Origin of the sequence: Nocardia sp. NBC_01730 (assembly GCF_035920445.1) — a bacterium.
Classification (GTDB): Bacteria; Actinomycetota; Actinomycetes; order Mycobacteriales; family Mycobacteriaceae; genus Nocardia.
In genome coordinates this window covers 1,053,401-1,071,048 of sequence record NZ_CP109162.1, presented here as the reverse complement: position 1 = coordinate 1,071,048, position 17,648 = coordinate 1,053,401, and the positions used below count along the sequence as shown (strand labels likewise).

General features: G+C 66.3%; 22 protein-coding genes. 9 read left to right on the top strand and 13 right to left on the bottom strand.

All coding sequences use genetic code 11. The features are described from left to right. Positions 1-5 precede the first annotated feature (5 nt). From OHB12_RS04025 to OHB12_RS04005, 5 genes are all read right to left on the bottom strand, one after another. On the bottom strand, positions 6-830 hold the full coding sequence (locus OHB12_RS04025; RefSeq protein ID WP_327116257.1) for an alpha/beta hydrolase: 825 nt from the start codon (positions 828-830) through the stop codon (positions 6-8). A gap of 52 nt (positions 831-882) precedes the next feature. Next, entirely contained in the window at positions 883-2,463 is a 1,581-nt protein-coding gene (locus OHB12_RS04020; protein WP_327116255.1) for a bifunctional 3-(3-hydroxy-phenyl)propionate/3-hydroxycinnamic acid hydroxylase, read from the bottom strand. A 122-nt stretch (positions 2,464-2,585) separates the two neighbouring features. After that, positions 2,586-3,539: a cyclase family protein gene (locus OHB12_RS04015; RefSeq protein WP_327116253.1), complete on the bottom strand. Its 954-nt coding sequence runs from the start codon at positions 3,537-3,539 to the stop codon at positions 2,586-2,588. Further along, a complete protein-coding gene (locus OHB12_RS04010) occupies positions 3,517-3,891 on the bottom strand; it encodes a cupin domain-containing protein (protein WP_327116251.1) in 375 nt (124 codons plus the stop codon). Before OHB12_RS04010 ends, OHB12_RS04015 begins: the two co-directional genes overlap by 23 nt. Before the next feature lie 37 nt (positions 3,892-3,928). Beyond that, positions 3,929-5,302 (bottom strand): amidohydrolase family protein, encoded by a 1,374-nt coding sequence (locus OHB12_RS04005; protein ID WP_327116249.1) that lies wholly within the window; start codon positions 5,300-5,302, stop codon positions 3,929-3,931. A 140-nt stretch (positions 5,303-5,442) separates the two neighbouring features. On the opposite strand from OHB12_RS04005, the gene OHB12_RS04000 reads away from it, so the two are divergent. After that, entirely contained in the window at positions 5,443-6,129 is a 687-nt protein-coding gene (locus tag OHB12_RS04000) for a FadR/GntR family transcriptional regulator (protein ID WP_327116247.1), read from the top strand. A gap of 344 nt (positions 6,130-6,473) precedes the next feature. Further along, complete coding sequence (locus tag OHB12_RS03995; RefSeq protein WP_327116245.1) at positions 6,474-7,526, top strand: IS630 family transposase; 1,053 nt, start codon at positions 6,474-6,476, stop codon at positions 7,524-7,526. A 7-nt stretch (positions 7,527-7,533) separates the two neighbouring features. Here OHB12_RS03995 and OHB12_RS03990 read toward each other — a convergent pair whose 3' ends face one another. Next, the gene (locus tag OHB12_RS03990) at positions 7,534-7,866 is read right to left on the bottom strand and encodes a hypothetical protein (protein WP_327116243.1); all 333 of its coding nucleotides are present in this window, start codon (positions 7,864-7,866) and stop codon (positions 7,534-7,536) included. A 101-nt stretch (positions 7,867-7,967) separates the two neighbouring features. Here OHB12_RS03990 and OHB12_RS03985 point away from each other — a divergent pair, with 101 nt between their 5' ends. Further along, entirely contained in the window at positions 7,968-8,288 is a 321-nt protein-coding gene (locus OHB12_RS03985; protein ID WP_327116241.1) for a hypothetical protein, read from the top strand. Between the two features lie 147 nt (positions 8,289-8,435). Here the strand turns inward: OHB12_RS03985 and OHB12_RS03980 are convergent, their stop codons facing one another. Beyond that, positions 8,436-9,176 (bottom strand): GbsR/MarR family transcriptional regulator, encoded by a 741-nt coding sequence (locus tag OHB12_RS03980; RefSeq protein WP_327116239.1) that lies wholly within the window; start codon positions 9,174-9,176, stop codon positions 8,436-8,438. Positions 9,177-9,409: 233 nt separating this feature from the next. On the opposite strand from OHB12_RS03980, the gene OHB12_RS03975 reads away from it, so the two are divergent. Beyond that, a complete protein-coding gene (locus tag OHB12_RS03975) occupies positions 9,410-10,225 on the top strand; it encodes an alpha/beta fold hydrolase (protein WP_327116237.1) in 816 nt (271 codons plus the stop codon). A gap of 143 nt (positions 10,226-10,368) precedes the next feature. Beyond that, on the top strand, positions 10,369-10,989 hold the full coding sequence (locus OHB12_RS03970; protein ID WP_327116235.1) for a recombinase family protein: 621 nt from the start codon (positions 10,369-10,371) through the stop codon (positions 10,987-10,989). Here the strand turns inward: OHB12_RS03970 and OHB12_RS03965 are convergent. From OHB12_RS03965 to OHB12_RS03950, 4 genes are read right to left on the bottom strand one after another with little or no spacing between them, the layout of a single operon-like run. Continuing rightward, positions 10,966-12,330, bottom strand: a complete 1,365-nt coding sequence (locus OHB12_RS03965) for a TniQ family protein (protein WP_327116233.1) — start codon at positions 12,328-12,330, stop codon at positions 10,966-10,968. The genes OHB12_RS03970 and OHB12_RS03965 overlap by 24 nt on opposite strands. Continuing rightward, positions 12,327-12,509, bottom strand: a complete 183-nt coding sequence (locus OHB12_RS03960) for a hypothetical protein (RefSeq protein WP_327116231.1) — start codon at positions 12,507-12,509, stop codon at positions 12,327-12,329. Before OHB12_RS03960 ends, OHB12_RS03965 begins: the two co-directional genes overlap by 4 nt. Next, entirely contained in the window at positions 12,491-13,237 is a 747-nt protein-coding gene (locus tag OHB12_RS03955; protein WP_327116229.1) for a TniB family NTP-binding protein, read from the bottom strand. Before OHB12_RS03955 ends, OHB12_RS03960 begins: the two co-directional genes overlap by 19 nt. Beyond that, positions 13,231-14,382, bottom strand: coding sequence for a Mu transposase C-terminal domain-containing protein (locus tag OHB12_RS03950; RefSeq protein ID WP_442799962.1), 1,152 nt, complete (start codon positions 14,380-14,382; stop codon positions 13,231-13,233). The genes OHB12_RS03955 and OHB12_RS03950 overlap by 7 nt, the downstream gene beginning before the upstream one ends. A gap of 213 nt (positions 14,383-14,595) precedes the next feature. Between OHB12_RS03950 and OHB12_RS03945 the strand changes: the two genes are divergently transcribed. After that, on the top strand, positions 14,596-14,727 hold the full coding sequence (locus OHB12_RS03945; protein WP_327116227.1) for a hypothetical protein: 132 nt from the start codon (positions 14,596-14,598) through the stop codon (positions 14,725-14,727). Between the two features lie 4 nt (positions 14,728-14,731). Then, positions 14,732-15,100: a WXG100 family type VII secretion target gene (locus tag OHB12_RS03940; protein ID WP_442799961.1), complete on the top strand. Its 369-nt coding sequence runs from the start codon at positions 14,732-14,734 to the stop codon at positions 15,098-15,100. A 105-nt stretch (positions 15,101-15,205) separates the two neighbouring features. Here OHB12_RS03940 and OHB12_RS03935 read toward each other — a convergent pair whose 3' ends face one another. Together OHB12_RS03935 and OHB12_RS03930 are read right to left on the bottom strand one after the other, a co-directional pair. Then, positions 15,206-15,976, bottom strand: a complete 771-nt coding sequence (locus OHB12_RS03935) for an SDR family oxidoreductase (protein ID WP_327116225.1) — start codon at positions 15,974-15,976, stop codon at positions 15,206-15,208. Between the two features lie 44 nt (positions 15,977-16,020). After that, a complete protein-coding gene (locus OHB12_RS03930) occupies positions 16,021-16,446 on the bottom strand; it encodes a sigma factor-like helix-turn-helix DNA-binding protein (RefSeq protein WP_442799960.1) in 426 nt (141 codons plus the stop codon). Positions 16,447-16,751: 305 nt separating this feature from the next. Here OHB12_RS03930 and OHB12_RS03925 point away from each other — a divergent pair, with 305 nt between their 5' ends. Together OHB12_RS03925 and OHB12_RS03920 are read left to right on the top strand one after the other, a co-directional pair. Next, positions 16,752-17,066, top strand: a complete 315-nt coding sequence (locus tag OHB12_RS03925; RefSeq protein WP_327116223.1) for a type II toxin-antitoxin system Phd/YefM family antitoxin — start codon at positions 16,752-16,754, stop codon at positions 17,064-17,066. Next, positions 17,063-17,446 (top strand): hypothetical protein, encoded by a 384-nt coding sequence (locus OHB12_RS03920; RefSeq protein ID WP_327116221.1) that lies wholly within the window; start codon positions 17,063-17,065, stop codon positions 17,444-17,446. The genes OHB12_RS03925 and OHB12_RS03920 overlap by 4 nt, the downstream gene beginning before the upstream one ends. Positions 17,447-17,648 lie beyond the last annotated feature (202 nt).

Here is a 17,648-nt window from a genome sequence, read left to right as displayed (position 1 = left end):
GGTCCTTACGTGTGTAGGTGCGCGGCGAGGAACGCGGCGGTGAGCGAGAGGTGGTCGGGCCGGTCGAATTCGGGGCCTTCGTGGCCCGCACCGCCGAGCATCAGCAACGTCGACTCGGCTCCGGCGCGCACCAACGCGTCGTGCAACGCGACACTCTCGGAAGCGGGAGTAATCCGATCCCGGTCGCCGTGGGCGATCAGGAACGGCGGGGCGTCTGCGTGCACACGCGTCAGCGGGCTCGCGGCTCGGGCTTCTTCGCGGACCGTGGTCAGATCGTCCACGCCGAACAGCGGAGCTTCGAACGGTGGTTTGAGCAAGTCACGTTCGAGCCAACTGCGCGCACTGTTGGCGAGCAGGTCGGTTTGACCGAACCAGTGCACGGCGACGTCGACGGCACTGGATTGCTCCGGATGGTCACCGACCGTGCCTTCGAAATCGCTGTCACCCGCAGTCAGCGCGGTCAGGCTGGCCAGCACCGCACCGGCCGAGGCACCCCAGATTCCGATGCGATCGGTGGCCAGGCCGTGGGTGGCGCCGTTGGCCCGCAGCCAACGCACCGCTGCTTTGGTGTCATGGATCTGAGCCGGGAACAGTCCTTGGCCGACGAATCGGTAGTTGGCCGAGGCGATCGCGATCCCCCGTTCGGCCAGGGCGGTCAGCCGCTCCTTGGCGCCGTCTGTCTTGTCACCGACCTGCCAGCCTCCGCCGTGCAGGTACAGCACGACAGGAACCGCCTTCGTCTGCGAGGTCGGGCGGTAGATGTCGAGAGTCAGGCAGACATCGTCGACTCGGGCGAACTCCAGGTCGGTCGTGATACGAACGGTTGTCACTGTGAGCCTTTCACGCGGGCGCGGGATACACGATGTTCGGTGTCGTGGCCGGTCATGCGGCGGGGGCGGTCTCGGTGATCGAGGACAGGTGCAGGCGCGCGGCGAGTTCGTCGACGAGTTCACCGATCGCGCCGTCGGCGGCGACGCCGAAGATGTACCAATCCGGGCGCATGATGTAGGCGTCGGTGCCCGCGGCATCCAGGAATGCCCGATAGACGCCGTCGATGTCTTCGATCGCGTCGGGGTCGGTGGGGTCGTCGATGACCGCCACCGTGCAACCGAGGCTGTCCAGGACTCGCTGCTGCGCTTCGCTGAGCTGGGGGGAACGGCGGCTGATCAATTGGAAACCGTGCCCGAGCAGATCGTCGCCGCGTGCCCGTGAGCCGTGGCGGCGAATCCGGCCTTGCGGTGCAAGGCTGCCGGTGATGGTGGCCACCGTGTCGTCGGGTTCGCGATGCAGTACCCCGTTTGCCAGTTTCGGGAACGGCGGCAACGGCGGGGTGAGGTTGTTGCGCATCGCGTAGTTGCGCTCGGCGGCCTCGGCTTCGTCGACCATGTTGACGATCTCGGCGAGCTTGTGGCTGGTGACCACCAGTTCTGTGACATGCGGTTCGCGTTCGATCTGGTATTCATCGAGCAGCCGATCCTCGGCGACCCCGTTGAGAACCAGGTGCAGCTTCCATGCCAGGTTGCGGCCGTCGCGGATCGCCGAACAACCGCCCTGGCCCATGTAGGGGGTCATGGTGTGTGCCGCGTCTCCGGCGATGAACACCCGACCGGCACGCCACCGCTTGGCCACCTTCGTGTAGTAGTGGTAGACAACCTGGCGGCAGATCGAGAAGTGTTCCTCCCCCAAACCGTGACGGGAACGCAGGAACTCCCAAGCGACCTCGGGGTCGTGCATCTGGTCATCGGTTTCGTCGTCGGCCACGCGCATCTCGAAGCGCTGCCGATCGGTGCCGAGCGGCATGTACATATGCGGGCGCGCGGGATCCATGATCATGATCAGCTTGTCGAACTGCTCGGGCAGCGGCTTCTTCTTGTTCATGTCGAAGTTCAGCCAACGCTCGTGCATGCCGAAGTCGGTCATTTCGATACCCGCGGCCTGTCGCACGAAACTGTTGGTGCCATCGGCGCCGATCACGTACTTCGCCCGCACCACCCAGGCGTTCCGGTCCTCGTGCGAGCCCTTGGGCCGCACGGTCACCTCGACGTGATCGTCGTGATTGACCAGCCCGACCACCTCGGTCCCGCGGAACACATCGACGGTGTCCATCGCGTCGACGCGCTCACGCAGCGTCGACTCGACATCGGGCTGGAAGATCGAATTGTGGGCGGGGAAACCACACTGTTCGCCGGTCCAGTCCACGGTCAACAACGGGTCGGCGTCGGCGTCACCGAACAGGCACGCGTCCAGGACCACCGATGTCGACAGTGCCCTGTTGACATCGGTGCCCGTCGCCTGCACAGTGCGACACGCTTCGCCGTCGAAGGTCACCATCCGAGGCAGCGGGTACACCGCTTCGTGCCGCTCGAAAACCGCGACCCGGTGCCCCTGGCCACCCAGAGTCGACGCGGCAACCTCACCCGAAGGTCCGTAGCCCACGACCACGACGTCGTAAAGGTCAGACACTTTCACTCCTTCTCACGGTTGTCCCGCTGCCGTTGGCCAGAGTATTCATAAAACCTCCGAACCTTTAAGCGGTTTTATGAGTGTTGCGTGTCACAAAGGACGTGTCAAGCGGTTCAGTTCACTTATTTGAGGAAAACGGCGTTCGGCGCCGAGGCGATGCCGCCGGGCGCCGGACTGGGAGCGCTGACGAGCATGCCCTCGTAGACTCCGGTCACCGCACAATCACGGGCCAGGTCGTCGAGCCACCACAACTCGCCCAGCGCCATACCGAAACTACCGATGAGCATCTGGTGGATGAACCCGAACGGTGCCGCGGCCGGGCTGGTGTCGGCGGGCCATGCCTCTACCGCGAAGGTGTCGGAGGCGATCGCGGCAGCGTGGGTGTTCCACAGGTATCGACACACCTCTTCGCTGTGCGCCAATCCCGGCGCGCGCAGTTGCCGCGGCAGTTGTTTGCGGGTGTCGAATGACTGCCCGGTGTACCACTTCGCGAAACCGGTGTGCAGCACGAGGATGTCGGCCGGCAGGTACTCGACCGCCGCCAGTTCGCGGGCGGCTTCCAATTCCTCGGGACCGAATTCCACCGTGTCACCCGGGTCGTAGGGGCGCCCGAGTGCCGCCATGGCGGCAGGCATGTCCAGGACGATGCCGCGTCCCGCGATGCCACGCGCGGCCCATTTGTCGATCCCGTTGCGGCCCGCACGCACCCCGTCGGAGGTCGCGCCGTTGTAGTACGACTGTCGGCTGTAGCCGATGTGCGCCAACGAGTCCCACTGACTGCCCGCCTGGGGATAGACGTTGTCCCACACGTCGTCGAACCCGATTCCGCCGGGCTGGGCGATCACGTGGTGGCGGGGGTTGCCACGGGCACTGTTCAGTGGCGGGTCGAACATCCCCCACGGCGCGTCCAACGGGAACCGGGCTCCACGGCGCACCAACGCCGCGGCGGCTGCCACTCGCTGTGGGGTCAACAGGTTGATCAGGCCGAGTTCGTCATCGGCGCCGAACAGGCCCCATCCGCTGCGGCCGCCGTCGGGCGCCGCGGGCAATTCGTCATAGGTGGGCAGGCTGCTCATCGTCACCTCCGACTGCTGCCAGCAGGACTACGAGCAACGTGGCGTTCTCGGCGGCCCGATTGCGTAGGGACCGGACTTCGCCGCGAGGCAGGAACACCGAATCGTGCTCGGCCAGTGTCAGCGCCGAATCGCCGAGATGGCCGTTGAGTTCGAGCTCACCCGTCAGCACGACGTAGATCGTGTCCGTCGCAGTCGGCAACGGCTCCACCGCCGACCCTGGGGGGTAGGTCGAGATCGACACCGATGCCCGGTCCGGGCCACCGGCCTCACGCCCCTGTAGGCGGCGTGAGTCGACACCGGCGTGCCCGGGGGCCTGGTACGGGACGGCCTGGGCCGCGCGAATCAGATGCATGAGGGGTTCCTCCGAATCCGGATATGAGCGGGTGATATCACCAGGGCAGGTCCAGCGCGGGCTGGGGCAGCAACCCGCCGCGTTCGGCGACCGCACGCGCCACGTGCTCTTTCGACTGCTCCAAGCGCTTCTGCACCGCCGACCAGTCCGCGCGCAGGCGGCCGCCGGACTTGCGGACCTCGCCCGCGATCACGACTGTGTCGATGTTGGACGGTTGCGCCTGGGTGATCAGCGTCGCATAGGGATCGATCATCGGTGCGGTGTTCACCGCGTCGGTTCGCACGACGATCAGGTCGGCTTGCTTCCCAGGACGCAGACTACCGATCCGATGCGACTGCCCCAACGCCTCCGCACCCCAGATCGTTGCCGCTTTCAGCATGGTTTCGCACGACGGCGGAACCGACAACGGCGCCTTGCCGGTGGCCATACGCTCGTCGGCGTCCAACAGCCGTCCGACCTGCATCGCGGTTCGTGCCTGCTGCAACAAACTGCCCGACACCGAGGTAGTGACGTCACACCCCAGGGTGCAGCGCCCGCCAGCGGCGAGCACGCGCTCGGTTGCGGGACGGCCTATACCCATGGCCATTTCCGCTTCCGGGCAGGTCGACACGGAACCACCGGTCTCCACGACACGACGGAACTGCTCTGCCGATGCGTAGTTCAGGTGCACCCAGACGATGTCAGGACCGAGCAAACCCGCTCCGTCCAGAACCTCGATGTCGTCGACGGGATCGTTGAAGAGAATCGCCAGCGCGTTGGTGGTGCTACGCAATCCCAGCCTCCTCGCTCCCTCCAACTCGGCGCGGATGCGCTCGAGTCCGACCTCCGGCAGATCCGACAGCGCGATACCCAGCGTCACCAGAGCGTCGTCCGCCGCCAGCCTGCCCTTCCGCAGAGATTCGGCCAGTTGCAGGCGGCCCTGGGCTGTGTCGAGCGACTTGTGCTGGCCTACAACATCATTGAATCCGAGAGCGAACTGACTGCGCCCCCCGGAGCCGATCGTTCCGTCGATGGCAGCCTCGGCGTGATCGGGCGAGGAAATCGAATGGGAGAAGTCCAGAACGCTGGTGACCCCCGCGTCGATCGCCTCGAGCATCCCGGCGAGATTGCCCACCTCGATGTCCTCGGGGCGATAGACCGGCGACGCCTGAAAACGGACGCTACGGAAGTAGTCCTTCAACACCATGTCGGCGGTCACACCACGAAGGCCCGCTTGCCACACATGCCGGTGCGTGTCCACAAGGCCTGGTGCCACGACGCAGTTGGTGGCGTCGATCAGCGCAGCATCGGCCGTGATGGAAGGCTCGATCGCCACGATCTTGTCGTCCTCGATCAGCACATCCGCCCGTTGCGGCGACTGCCCCGGCTCCATGGTGACAACCGTTCCGCCTTTGACCACCACTCGTGACATCGTTGCCTCCTCGATTCGAGATCCATGATTGTGTGACCGGAGCCACCCTCGCACTCTATAACATCCGAACCTTTTGATGGTTTTCAGGTTTAAATGTCCGAATACTGCAGAATCATGTCGATCTCTGGTAAATTACCCGAGTGGTTAACGGGGTACAGACACGAGCAGAAGCACTTGCGGCGAACATCGCCCAGATGATCATCGATCGTGGCCTCAGCGCGGGCGACTGGGTCGGCACCATGGATGAACTGCGCGAACAGACCGGCTTCGCGCGCTCCACCGTCAGCGAAGCGGTTCGCCTGCTTGCCGACCGGGGCAACATCGAAATCCGGCCCGGGCGCGGCGGCGGACTGTTCGTGGCCAACCTGAGCCCCGTCGTTCGTCTGCGACACACCCTACTGACCGTCCGCGAGCAACCGACTACTGTCGCCGACGCCATCGCCGTGCGCGACGCCCTCGAACTCCTCGTCGACACCGACGCGGCACGTCACCGCGACGCCGACGACATCGTCGCCTTGCGCACCTTGCTCTCCAAGCTCAAGCAGTCGACCTCCGACGTCGACGCGTTCATGCGCGCCAACTGGCAACTACACGAACGCATCGCCGAGATCACCACCAACCACATGGCCCGCGCGGTCTACCTGAGCATGACAGCCTGCATCAAGGATCTGTCGGCACACGCCGACGCCGAAACTCCCACCGATGACGCCGGCTACTACCAACACCGGGTAGCCATCCACAGCGAACTTGTCGAATCCATCATCGCCGGCGACATCGAACGCACCATCAAAGCTGTGGAACAGCACCACGGATTGCTGAAGATCTAGAAGTCGCGTCGGCGGCACCGCCCACCTATCGCGTGCAGGCGTCGATTCCAGTGGCTTCACGTGGGACGAGTCCTGTCCGACTTCGGCCGAGGTGACTCCGAGACCTCCAACTCAGTGGCGCGGCGGTGGTGACGGCATCCCGATCTCGACCTGCCCGACCGTCGAAGAAGTCTCCGCTGCGTCTGGGCTCGTTTGCCTCGAAGGAATGTGAGGGGCAGTTCGAGACCCTCGATCTCGCCTCGCCAACCCTCCTCTCGGGCACGACGCAGGCGGGAAAGAATATCTTCTTCGAGTGTCAAGTATTTGAACCGAAACTTCTTCGTTGCCTTGTTCGTTGAGCGTGTGTGAGTGATGTGGACCTGCGGCGGTTGTCGCCTGCTGCGCAGGAGGTGGTGCGGCTGCGGGTGGTGGCCGCGCTGGAGTCGGGACGGGTGAGCGGCTACCGCGAGGCTGCCGAGATGTTCGGGGTCTCGCAGCGGTCGGTGGGGACCTGGTGGCGTAAGTACCAGGCTGGCGGGCGGGAATCGCTTGCCGCTCCGGTCAAGTCGCGTACCGGGCGGGGCGAGGCGATCAGTGCCGAGGACCGCGCGGTGCTGTTCACCGCGATGGCCGACTACACCCCTGAGGAGTTGTTGATCGGCGGTCCGTTGTGGACCCGTGTCCTGGTCGCCGAGCTGATCCGCATGGTCGTCGGCGTCGTCATGACCGAGCAGGGCGTGGGCAAGTGGCTGCGCCGCCACGGGTTCACTCCGCAACGCCCGGCGCGGCGGGCCTACCGGCAGAAATCGGAGAAGGTGGCCGAGTGGCTGGAGGTCGAGTATCCCGCCATCGTCGCACGCGCCCGCGGCGAGAACGCTGTGGTGGCGTGGACTGATCAGTGCGGGTTGCGCAGCGACACCGCTCCACCCGGCCGGTCCTGGGCACCGAGGGGCAGCACTCCGCTGGTGCGGGTCAACAGCAAGCGCCTGCGTGTGAATATCATGTCTGCCATCGCTTTTCGTGGCGCACTGTGGTTTTCGGTGTTCACCGGCCGGTTCACAGCGAAGGTCTTCATTACGTTCCTGGATCGGCTGGCCCGTCAAGCCGGATGCAAGGTCCATGTGATCGCCGACCGACACCCGGTGCACCGCAGCAAGGCCGTGACTGCGTGGCTGGCCGAAAACGCCCACCGCGTCCAGTTGCACCTGATGCCTGGCTACAGCCCCGAACTCAACCCAGACGAGATCCTCAATGCCGACGTCGAACGGCACGTCCACGCCGCCCGCGCCCGCTCCACCGACGACCTCGCCCGGGAAACCCGCCGGTTCCTGCATCGCCGCCAACGCCAGCCCGACACCGTCCGCGGCTACTTCCGCGCGCCGCACGTCCGCTACACGACCCTGGAGGAAACCCAATAGTTTCGGTTCAATACCACCGCAGCGCTCGGCGGTGCACAGCATCCGCCCGGTCGACACCAACGGGCGCGTGGTCAGCGAAGCGCAGCAGCGAGTCCTGGACAGCCTCGGTTGTACGGTGGCGGTCATCGACGACCCCACCGACCCCGACAAAGGAGTCCCAGTGACTGCCGTACACAAAGTCCTGGTCGTCGGCGGCGGCCTCGCCGGGACGGCGGCCGCGATCGCGCAGCCGGCCAGGTGTCAGTAGCCGCAGAACTCCGGACACAAACCAGCCATTGTCGCCCAGAGTCTTGACTGAATCCTCCGCCGCGGACGGCCGTTCGCGGGGGTCGCGGCTCATCGCTGATGCCACCACCGCGGACACGACTTCGGCGATGCCGCTGTCGCGCAGGTGGCCGGCCGAAGCGGCGGTCGTTTACGCCGGAGTACAAGCTGGCGGTCGTGGCCGAATACGAGCTGTTGACCGAGCCGGGAGCTCGGGGTGCGTTGCTGCGCCGGGAGGGGATGTATCACTCGCATGTGATCGAGTGGCGCCGTGCCCGGGACGCGGGCGCGTTGAATGCGTTGTCCGCTAGGCCGACCGGGCCGAAGCCGACGAAAACCGAATCCGATAAACGGGCGGAGAAGTTGGAAGCCGAGCTCGCGCGCACTCGGGAAGAGTTGGCGTGCAAGGACAAGGCCCTCGCCGTGCTGGGAAAAGCACACGAGCTGCTGGAAATGCTGTCCAGCAGCGCGGATTTCGAGAACAAGCACGAGAAGTGATCGACGCAGCCGTCGACGAGTGTCGATGTTCGAAGTCCTCTTCTGCGATGTTCGGAGTCCTTTTCAGCGCGGGCGGGCGATCAACGATTTTCAGATGAGGGAGACAAGTGAGTAGCCGCCTTCACGCCCAAACTCAGGTTCGTCCGACTACCGCGTCTCCGTAGCCTTCGAACTCGTCGCGGTATTCGGGTGGAGGATCTCGCGGCTCTGCGCCGCGGCTCGCAGGATACTTTCGCTGATGAAGTCGCTGAAGCGGGCCATGTTCGCCAGACGGGTGGCGGTCGGGGTGCCGTGGCCGAAGATCTCGACGCCTTGGCGGGTGATCTCGGCGACCTCGGCCATGCCGCGGGCGCTGTCGATCGTCGCCTGATACCAGACGTTGTCGTCGACGATGTAGCGCACGCGGCGGCGTTCATCGGTTTCGCGGCGGACCAGGCCCTGGAGTTCGAGGAATTTGATCGCCTTGGAGACCGACGGCGGGCTGATCTGGAGTCGCCCGACGACTTCGGGTGCGGTGAGACTGCCGGTGTCCGCGGTGAAAAGACAGGTCAGCACCCGGGCTGTCGTTCTGGGCATGCCCTGTTGCATGAGCATGGTGGTGAACGTTTCCTCGTAGTCGCGGACGGATTCGGCATCGCGTCCGCGGCCGGGTGCTGGGGATGGCCGCTCCCGCGGCCCGGGCTGTGCGCGCCGTAGGGCGCGGCGTTCGGTGGCGCGTTGGGCGAGGTCGGAACGGTAGGACGCGGGGCCGCCGTTTCGCATTACCTCCCGCGTGATCGTCGAGGTCGGACGATCCAGACGCCGGGCGATCGCCGCGTAGGGGAGGTTGTCGGCCAGTCCCAGGGCGATCTGTCTGCGTTCGGCCTGGGTGAGCCTGCCTCCCGACATGACGGTCTCCTTCGTTCGTGATGCCGCCACTGTAGTGACTCGGGCTTACTCATCGCAACGAAACCACCGCCTGTCGTTGCGTTATCTTCATAGCTATCGCAACAATATGTGTGTATCTAGCTGTGCTTATGGCGAACTAGCGCTGCCGCATTGATTGCTCAGTATTGGAAAGCTACGTAGCGTTTCCAGTGTCAGGAAAGAGCGATTCACCCAGCAAAACCAGGAGAAAACACATGCGGACCAACAGCGTTGCCTCGACCGATTCGACCTGGACTGGGATGGTGCCGGTCGATGACACGGCGTTGGCCGTGACCGACACCGGCGGTCCCGGCATCCCGGTGCTCTATGTCAACGGCCACGTCGCCACCCAGAAGTACTGGCGGCATGTCATCACCGAGCTGGGGCCGGGCTGGCGCCACATCACCTACGACATGCGGGCCCGCGGCAAGTCGGGGACCTCGGCGGACTACTCGTTCGAAACCAACGTCGCCGACCTCGACACCGTGCTCGCGGCCAGAGGTGTGCAGCGGGCGCTGGTGATCGGCTGGTCCTACGGGGCCTTCGTTGCGGCGCACTGGGCCAGCCGCAACCCCGACCGGACCGTGGGCGCGGTTCTGGTCGAGGGCGCCCAACCGCACGACTGGATCGACGAGGTCGATATCGAGGGCATGCGGAAACTGTGGCGGCGACTGGGCTGGTTGATGCCGCTGATGCGCGCGACGGGTCGGGGCGCGCGGATGACCGCCGAGCAGATGGCCGACAGCAACATCGAGGCCGGCGAGATCGCCCGCGAGCGTGTGCTGGGCCCGGTGATGGACAACATCAGCGTCCCGACCCGCTACGTGAATGCTTCGGGGTCCTCGCTCGGCAGCAAGGGCGACCAGCAGGAACGCATCCGAGCCAGCCTGGACAAGGTCGTCGAACGCAACCCGAACATCGAGATCCACGCGAAGGTCCCCAGCAACCACGGCAGCATCCTGCGCAAGGACTTCCGAACTGTCGCCGAGGCGGTCCGCGTGGTCGCCGAGCTCGACCGTAAGCCGCGTTGAAGATCGAACCCGAACCGGTTGTCGGCAAACGATCGTTTGCCGACAACCGGCAACCGGTCGGGGAATCGCCAGAACATGAGTGTTGGAAACCCGTGCCGGAAATCAACGTCGAAAAACCATGTAATTCGGCTATTTTCGACATCATGTTGATTGGCTACGGGCGGGTCTCGACCGCCGACCAGAATCCCGCCCACCAGATCGACGCGCTGCGCCGCGCCGGGGTGGAGGAAACCAACATCCACATCGACACTGCCTCCGGCGCGAAATCCTCACGGCCGAAGCTCGACCTGGTACTCGCGCTCGCCCGCACTGGCGACACCATCGTGATCACACGGCTGGACCGGCTCGGCCGCTCGGTGCTGCACCTGATCACCCTCGGAGCCGACCTGCGCGAGCGCGGCATCGGCCTGCGGGTCGTGGAGCAGGGCATCGACACCGACACCGCCGAGGGCCGCGCGATGTTCGGCATGCTCAGCGTGCTCGCGGAGTTGCAGCGTGAGTTGATCGTGGCCAACACTCGCGACGGTCTCGAAGCCGCCCGGTCCCGCGGGCGCAAGGGCGGTCGCCGGCCGAAACTCACCAGCCACCAGATCGAGCAGGCCCAGCGCCTCTACGACGAGGGCCGCCACACCGTCGCCCAGATCGCCGAGATCCTCGGCGTCAGACGCGGCACCCTCTACGGCCACCTCGATCCCGCCAGCATCGGCGGCCGCCCCCGATCCGGGCCGCGTGCCGAGGATTCACTGCTCCAGCCGGGCGCGTAGCTGCACCAGATCCTCGGGAATGAATAGATCCGCGGCCGGGCCGTGGGGCCCACTTAGTGCGGCCTGCTGGGCGAATTCGGTGAGCACGCGAGCGATCTCGTCGGGTTCGTACCCGTGCAAGGCCAGCAAGGCTTCGGTCTCGGCGCGGGTCCGCACGAAATCCGGTGGTATTCCCGAGGTTCGGATCAGCATCTTTCGCTCACGGTCGAGGTTGGCCGGGCTCGGATCGTGGTGGACCAGGAAGCCCAGCACCTGGCGGGCGGTGTTGGGGTCGGCGCGCACCGCGCGCTCAAGCTCGGCGATCAGCTCACGGAACTCGGCAGGACGGCGCAGATGCTTGATCTCGGGCCACCGGGCGCGGGCCCGGCGCGGTTCGTCGCCGGGGTAGACCTGCCCGGATGCCGGCGGGATCAGTAGCGCTGCGAGGGTTCCTCCCGGGCGCAGGCGCCGGTGCGCGGCCAGGTCCAGGGCGACGGCGGCCGCGGTGAGCAGGTCTTCCTGGCGTGACCACGGCAACCGTTCGTAAGGCTGCCATATGCTCATTCCGGCGCGCGGAGTCAGCTCGGCGGTCTCCCATACCTGGGCGAGGGTGCGGGCAGACCCTTTGCGCAGGGCGGCCGAGGACAGGCTCAGTTCGTCGAGCAGGGTGCGCAGCAGTCGAAACCACACCCCGGCGTGGATGCGCCTGCCCGGTAGCGCGACCGCACCGGTGGTCAGGGCCTGGTGGGTGTAGTTCTCCAGCGTGGCAAGGGGTTCGGGCAATGGGGCTCCGACGACATCGGATCCGGCCAGCTGCACTCCGAGCAGTTCCTCCCGCGAGAGCAGCCGTCGCCGGTGGATGGTGCAGCCGACAGTCAACGGCAGGTCCCACACCCAGGCGCGCCGCGGTTCGGGCTCTGCGGTGCACAGCGGGCACGACCGGGTCATTCGGGTTTCGGGGATCCACGGGCCGCGCCAAGCGCGGCGCCGGGTCACCTCGAATCGGGTGGCTTCACCGGGGGCGAGCAGCACCGAGTGCTGGCGCACGTAGGTGTAGAAGGTTTCCTCACCGTCGGACTCGGGCATCGGGAAGCTGTCGAACAGCCACGGCACCCACCCGGGAAGTGTCATCGCCTTCAACCGCGCGAGCGGCACACCGCTGGCGTGCGCGACCGCGGGCAACAGCGCTGGTGGTGGGTCCTCGTCGAGATAGTCCGGAATCTCGGCGATCACACCGAGATTCGGGCCCAGCAGCTCCCGCACCGGCAGCCCGTACAGGCCGGCGATGCGCGCCAGCCACGACGAGAGCGACTCCAGCTCACCGGGCGCCGGGTGCAGCGGCCACCGTGGTGGGGCGTTCATGTGAGTTCGCGTTCGAAGGTCCGCCGGCGCTCGGTCGGGCCCGCATATCCGGCCAGCAGCAGAGTGCGCTGGTTGATCGCTTCCTCTCCGGTCTCGATCGCCGCGACCGCGGCATCGGCGAGCAGCGTGGACAGTTCCCCGATCGTGCCCTCGCACCTGGTCAGCAGATAGCTCGCCATCTCCTGGCTCGCGATCGGCGAGGGGCGCCGCAGCGGGAACGCGGCCGCGAAGCTGGCCAGCAGCGTGCACGCTTCGTCCCCGGGTTCCCAGCGCGGCAGCGCCAGTGGGGCGAACCGGTTCTCGAGCTGGTCGTCGGAGCGGATCGCCAGGTAGGCGTCACGATGCCGACCCCGACCAGCGGGATGCGCAGGCTGTTGCCCAGAAACCGCAGCAGGTTCAAAAATTCGCGCTGCACGTTGCTGCGTCCGCCGAGCACGTTGTGCAGCTCGTCGATCACCAGCATCCGCACCCCGCACGCCCGGCACAGCCGCAATACGAGCTCTTCGAGATCGGCCAGCCGGCGGGCCCGGGGCCGCACCGGCGCGCCGAGGGCCGATAGCAGGGCTACGTAGAAGCGGAGCACGCTGGGTTCGGACGGCATCTGCACCGCCAGCACCGGGATCTCCTCGCGGTCGGTGTGGGAGATCGGTGGATGGTCGCGGCGGAACTTCTCGATGATCATCGACTTGCCGTTGTTCGTCGGCCCGATCAGCAGCAGGTTCGGCATCCGCTGTTTGGACGGCATCGCCAGCAGCTGCTCGAGCTGGCCGAGGGCGTCGGTGGCGCGGGTGTAGCCGATCCAGCGGTCCGCGCGCACATGACGCACCCGCTCCGCGGCCGGGAGCATCGCGACCCGATGCGCCGAGGGATGCAGATGCGCCAGATCGACCGGCTCGCCGATCACCATTGCTCAATCACCTCGAACGGCTGGGCGGCCGCCGGCGCGGCGGTAGCCGGCGGTGTCGGTGGTGGGTCGGGCGGGGCGGGGCCGCGCGCCCGAACCTTGGTGCGGCGCTCGGTGTTGCGTCGGGCCTTGCGGCTGGTCGCGGTCGCGGTATCGGTGATGCGGCGCATCTGCTCGACCATCGAGAACAGGGCGTTCTCGTCGATCTCGGCGCGGCCCTGCTCGCGCAGCCGCGCCATCGCGGCACTGTGTTCCCAGACGCTGATCGCCGGTCGCGACCACGTGCGATACGGCACTTCCAGGTAGTCGCCGGTCTCGGGGTGCAGGGCCCAGATCCGGGAGATATCGCGCGGATCGCGCCGCAACACGAACCGGCCCAGGTGCTCACGGCAGGCGATCAACGGACGCAGCACATCGGCGTAGTACTGCACGTGATCGACAGTGAACCCGGTGCGGGTCAAGCTCCGGCGGATCACCGGAAGGAAGTCGATCAGGAACGCCGTCTCATTTGTCACCGTTCGCGGTGTGCCCTGGGCGGCGGCCCGCTCCGCCCACACCCCGGCCGGGGTGCGCCCACCCAGGCCTTCGTGTGGTTGCCCGTGGTAGCAGGCCACCGACAAGGCCATCCACCGCTGCAATTCGCCCAGGGTGAGAACGGCTTTCGCGCCGCTGTCGTAGAGGCCGCGCTCACGCGTGTTGGAGAAGGTGGTGCCGGGCAGCTCGTGCAGCATCGTCATCATGGTGCCGATCAGCCGCTCGACCACCCCGCCGAAGTGCGGCCGCCCCGGCGGCCGGTAGTCGATGTCGATGCCGTGCTGCTCGCAGCCGCGGCGCAGGGCTTCGCTCTTGAACTCCGAGGCGTTGTCCACATACAACTGGGCGGGTTTGCCGCTCATCGGCCACAACGCCTCCACCTCGAGGCGCTCCAGCCACGGACGTTTGTCGATCGCCATGTGCGCCAAGCACAGTCCGACCGAGGTCGCCGACGGTGCTTCCAAGGTGATCACCATTCCGGGGACGCACCGGGTGGCCTCGTCGATCGCCGCGGTCACATACGGGCGCCCGATCGGCAGCCGGTGAAAATCGTCGACGACGATCAGGTCCGCAGGGGTGTGGTCGATCTGGACCCGGTCGAGCAGTCCTCGCACCGGTGGGGCGGATCCGCCGGGAGGGGGAGGCCATGACGACAAACGACACACCGCTGCATGTGGTGCCAGAGTAAGTGAGGGCGGTGGGCAGGTTCGCCTATGGCGTCGCCGAGCAGCTGAGGTCGGGCTCGGTGTCGTTGGACCGGGAAGTTCAGGCGCTGTTCGGTACCCGGAAGCAGTGCCGCCGGGGCGTACCGCGCTGGTTGGGACGACATGCAGGACGGCGCGCTGAATGCGTGGGACGTGCTCACCGACCTGGCGGCGAAGCTTGGTGTCACCTCGTCGGCGTTTCAGGATCGGGATGACGCGAACGCGTCGTCGGTCAGCTCGCTGCAGTTGGACTGACGGCATGTCCGCGGAGTTCGAGTTCGACCTCGATCACATCGACCAGGTGACCGCCCGCGCCCGTGGCTTCAAGGAGTTCTTCGCCGATCATCTCGATCAGTTGGAGCGCCGCGTGCAGGGCTTGGTGCACGGCGGGCGATGGACGGGTGAAGCAGCGGCGGCCTACGCCGAGGAGCATAGGGACTGGATGGCCGCGGCGCGTGAGTTGCTCGACGGGCTGTGGCAGGTGGAGCAGGCGGCACAGGCGGCCCGCGATGCGTACGCGAATGCGATGGACGTGAACCGGCGAATGACGGGGGATGACGTGGGCGTTGTCGCACCACAGTCGTACTACACCGCTGCGGATGCTTGCTACAAGCTGTGCTCGTTGTAGGCCGGACAACTTCGAGCGAGAAGAAGCTCACGGGGAAGAGCGACGCCCAGGTGCCGACGACTTGGCTCGCGGCGAGAAGTCCGATACCGGCGCGCAGCCACCGACTTATCGGCTGCTCCGCTCGCGCGCGATTCTGGCGACGAACTCATCGAACGTGGTCCGTCCGACCGCGTGCTCCCGGGCGAGATGGTTGCCCGCACGGAAGTCTCGCATCGCCCTGCCCGGCAGGGGAATCGACCACACCGCGCGGCGGCGTCCGATCACCCGGAGGTAGGTGCGGGCCAGTTCGGCCGCGTCACGCACCTCTGGTCCGCCGAGCTCAGGCACCCGTCCCGCGGCCGACGCCGCGGCGATGCCGACGAGCCGATCGGCGACGTCGGTAACGTCAATCGGCTGGAAGCTCACTTTGGACGGCATCATCGTCACCGGCAGCCCGCGCTGGGTGTCGCATATCGCAGTGATCAGGTCGTGGAACTGCGTCGTGCGCTGGATCGTCCACGGCAACCCGGACTCCTCGATCAGTCGCTCGCAGGCCAGCTTCGCGCGATAGTAGCCGAGTGCGACGTCCTCGATTCCGACGATCGACATGTACACCAGGTGTGGTCTCCCGGGCGCCGCCGCTTCGAGCAGGGTGCGCATCGCGGCCACATCACCCCGCCCGCTGGTCGTGGCCAGATGGATGATCACCTGTGCGCCGGTGACCGCCTCGGCGATTCCGCGGCCGGTGTGCAGATCACCGACCGCCCACGCCCACGCGGCCGGCTCGCGCTTGCTGCGAGTCAGCACGCGCACCCCGTGGCCGGCGTCGGCCAGCTGCGGCACGAGGGTGCGTCCGAGCCGTCCGGTACCGCCGGTGACCAGAACTGTTGTGGTCATTCCCTGCTCCTCCTGGCTCGAGACTTCGTCTTTTACCACTAAAATCAGATACCCTCCGGTGAATGTGACAACCAGGCCGCTTGGTCGCCGAGGAAGCGGAGCTTGTCCGGGTTGGCCACTATCCCCGACAGCTCAACCAACTCGGCCACCTCACGATGGCTGTAGCCGAACGCCTCGCGCAGCACCAACACCGCTCGTTCGCTCGGGGTGAGCCGCTCGGCAAGCACGAGGAAGGCAAACGACACCGTGTCGCGTTGCTCGACCGTCTCCAGCGGCCCCAACGCGCTGTCCGGCGTCAGCACCGGCTCGGGCAACCGCGTCCCGACGTATCGCTCTCGGCGACTGCGTGCGGAATCGAGCCGGTTGAGGCAAAGGTTCGTCACGACCTTGACCAACCACGCCGACGGCATCTCGACCGAGCCAGGTTCGGTGTTGTGCCACCGCAGAAACGCGTCTTGAACGTCGAGCAACACGGCCTGGTCCAGGGTGTCCGAGCCAGTGTGAGCGGTCCGGTCGATGTCGCCGAAGCCGATTACACCGCCGACCGGCGGGCGGGCTTGCGCGTACCCGCGCCGCCGGCACCATCGCCCGTGTCCCCTCGTGGAACGGAACCGGCGTCGTTCAGCTGTCTGGCGACGGCGAACTTCTGGCTGCAATGCCAGGCGTTGGGTTCGCCTGGGTCGATGAGGGCAGTGCCAGCTACCGCATGGAGCCAGAGCATAGCCAGCCAAGGTCACCCTGCCTCGTTTGTACAGTCCGATGTACAGTCGAAGATATGACCGACTACCGCAGCGTCCCGCTCACCGAGCTACGTGACCAGCTCGGCCAGGTCATCAACGACGTGGCTGAATCCGGTCGGCCCATCATCGTGACCCGCGCGGGCAAGGAGATCGCCGCCGTGGTCCCGGCCGCACTTCTCCAGTCGGGCCTGCTGCCCCCGGCCTACTTCGACGATGCCCTGCGCACGCAGACCATCGCCGAACTGGACGAGAAGATCAACGCGCACACACCCGAGGAAATCGCCCAGGCCCGCGAGTGGCTACGCCGAGTCAAGGCCGCAGACCGTGCATCTGCGGCGGGCGCCGCGTGAGCAGCGTTGCTGACCACACCGCACTGACCTCCTTCGTCGAAACCCCGATCTTCGGGCAGGTCTTGGTCGATGACTACGCCCGTGATCGGCGATTTCTTGCCGTGCCGACGGTATCGCTGATGGAGGCAACCCGAGCCGCGGACACCAGCAGCGGTGAACTGGCCGATCTGTTACGTCGCCGCGTAGTGATCAAGGTTGTGGACCTGGACGCCGATCTCGCCGTCCGCATCGGATCCCACATTCCCGTCACAGGTACGCAAGCCGACTGGCCGCTGGTGGCCCCAGTCGTATGGGTTGCCAACAACCTCGACATCGGAGTCCTGACCAGCCAGCCCCGCCTCTACAACGGGTACGGAGTCCGAGTCGTTCCGATGCCCTGACGCGAAAAGCCTGCCCGCGCAAACGGATTCGCCGCATCCACCGTGAAGGTTAGTGCACGTTGGGCGATCCAGAGTGCAGGTGCCGATGAGAACCGTTAGATTTTCCGAGCTCCACGAGGTATTCCGCCGGATGCCTCACACAGCGGCACGGCGGCGATAGACGTCGGCCCCAGCTGTTGTCGGCGTCGAGGGTCACTTCGGG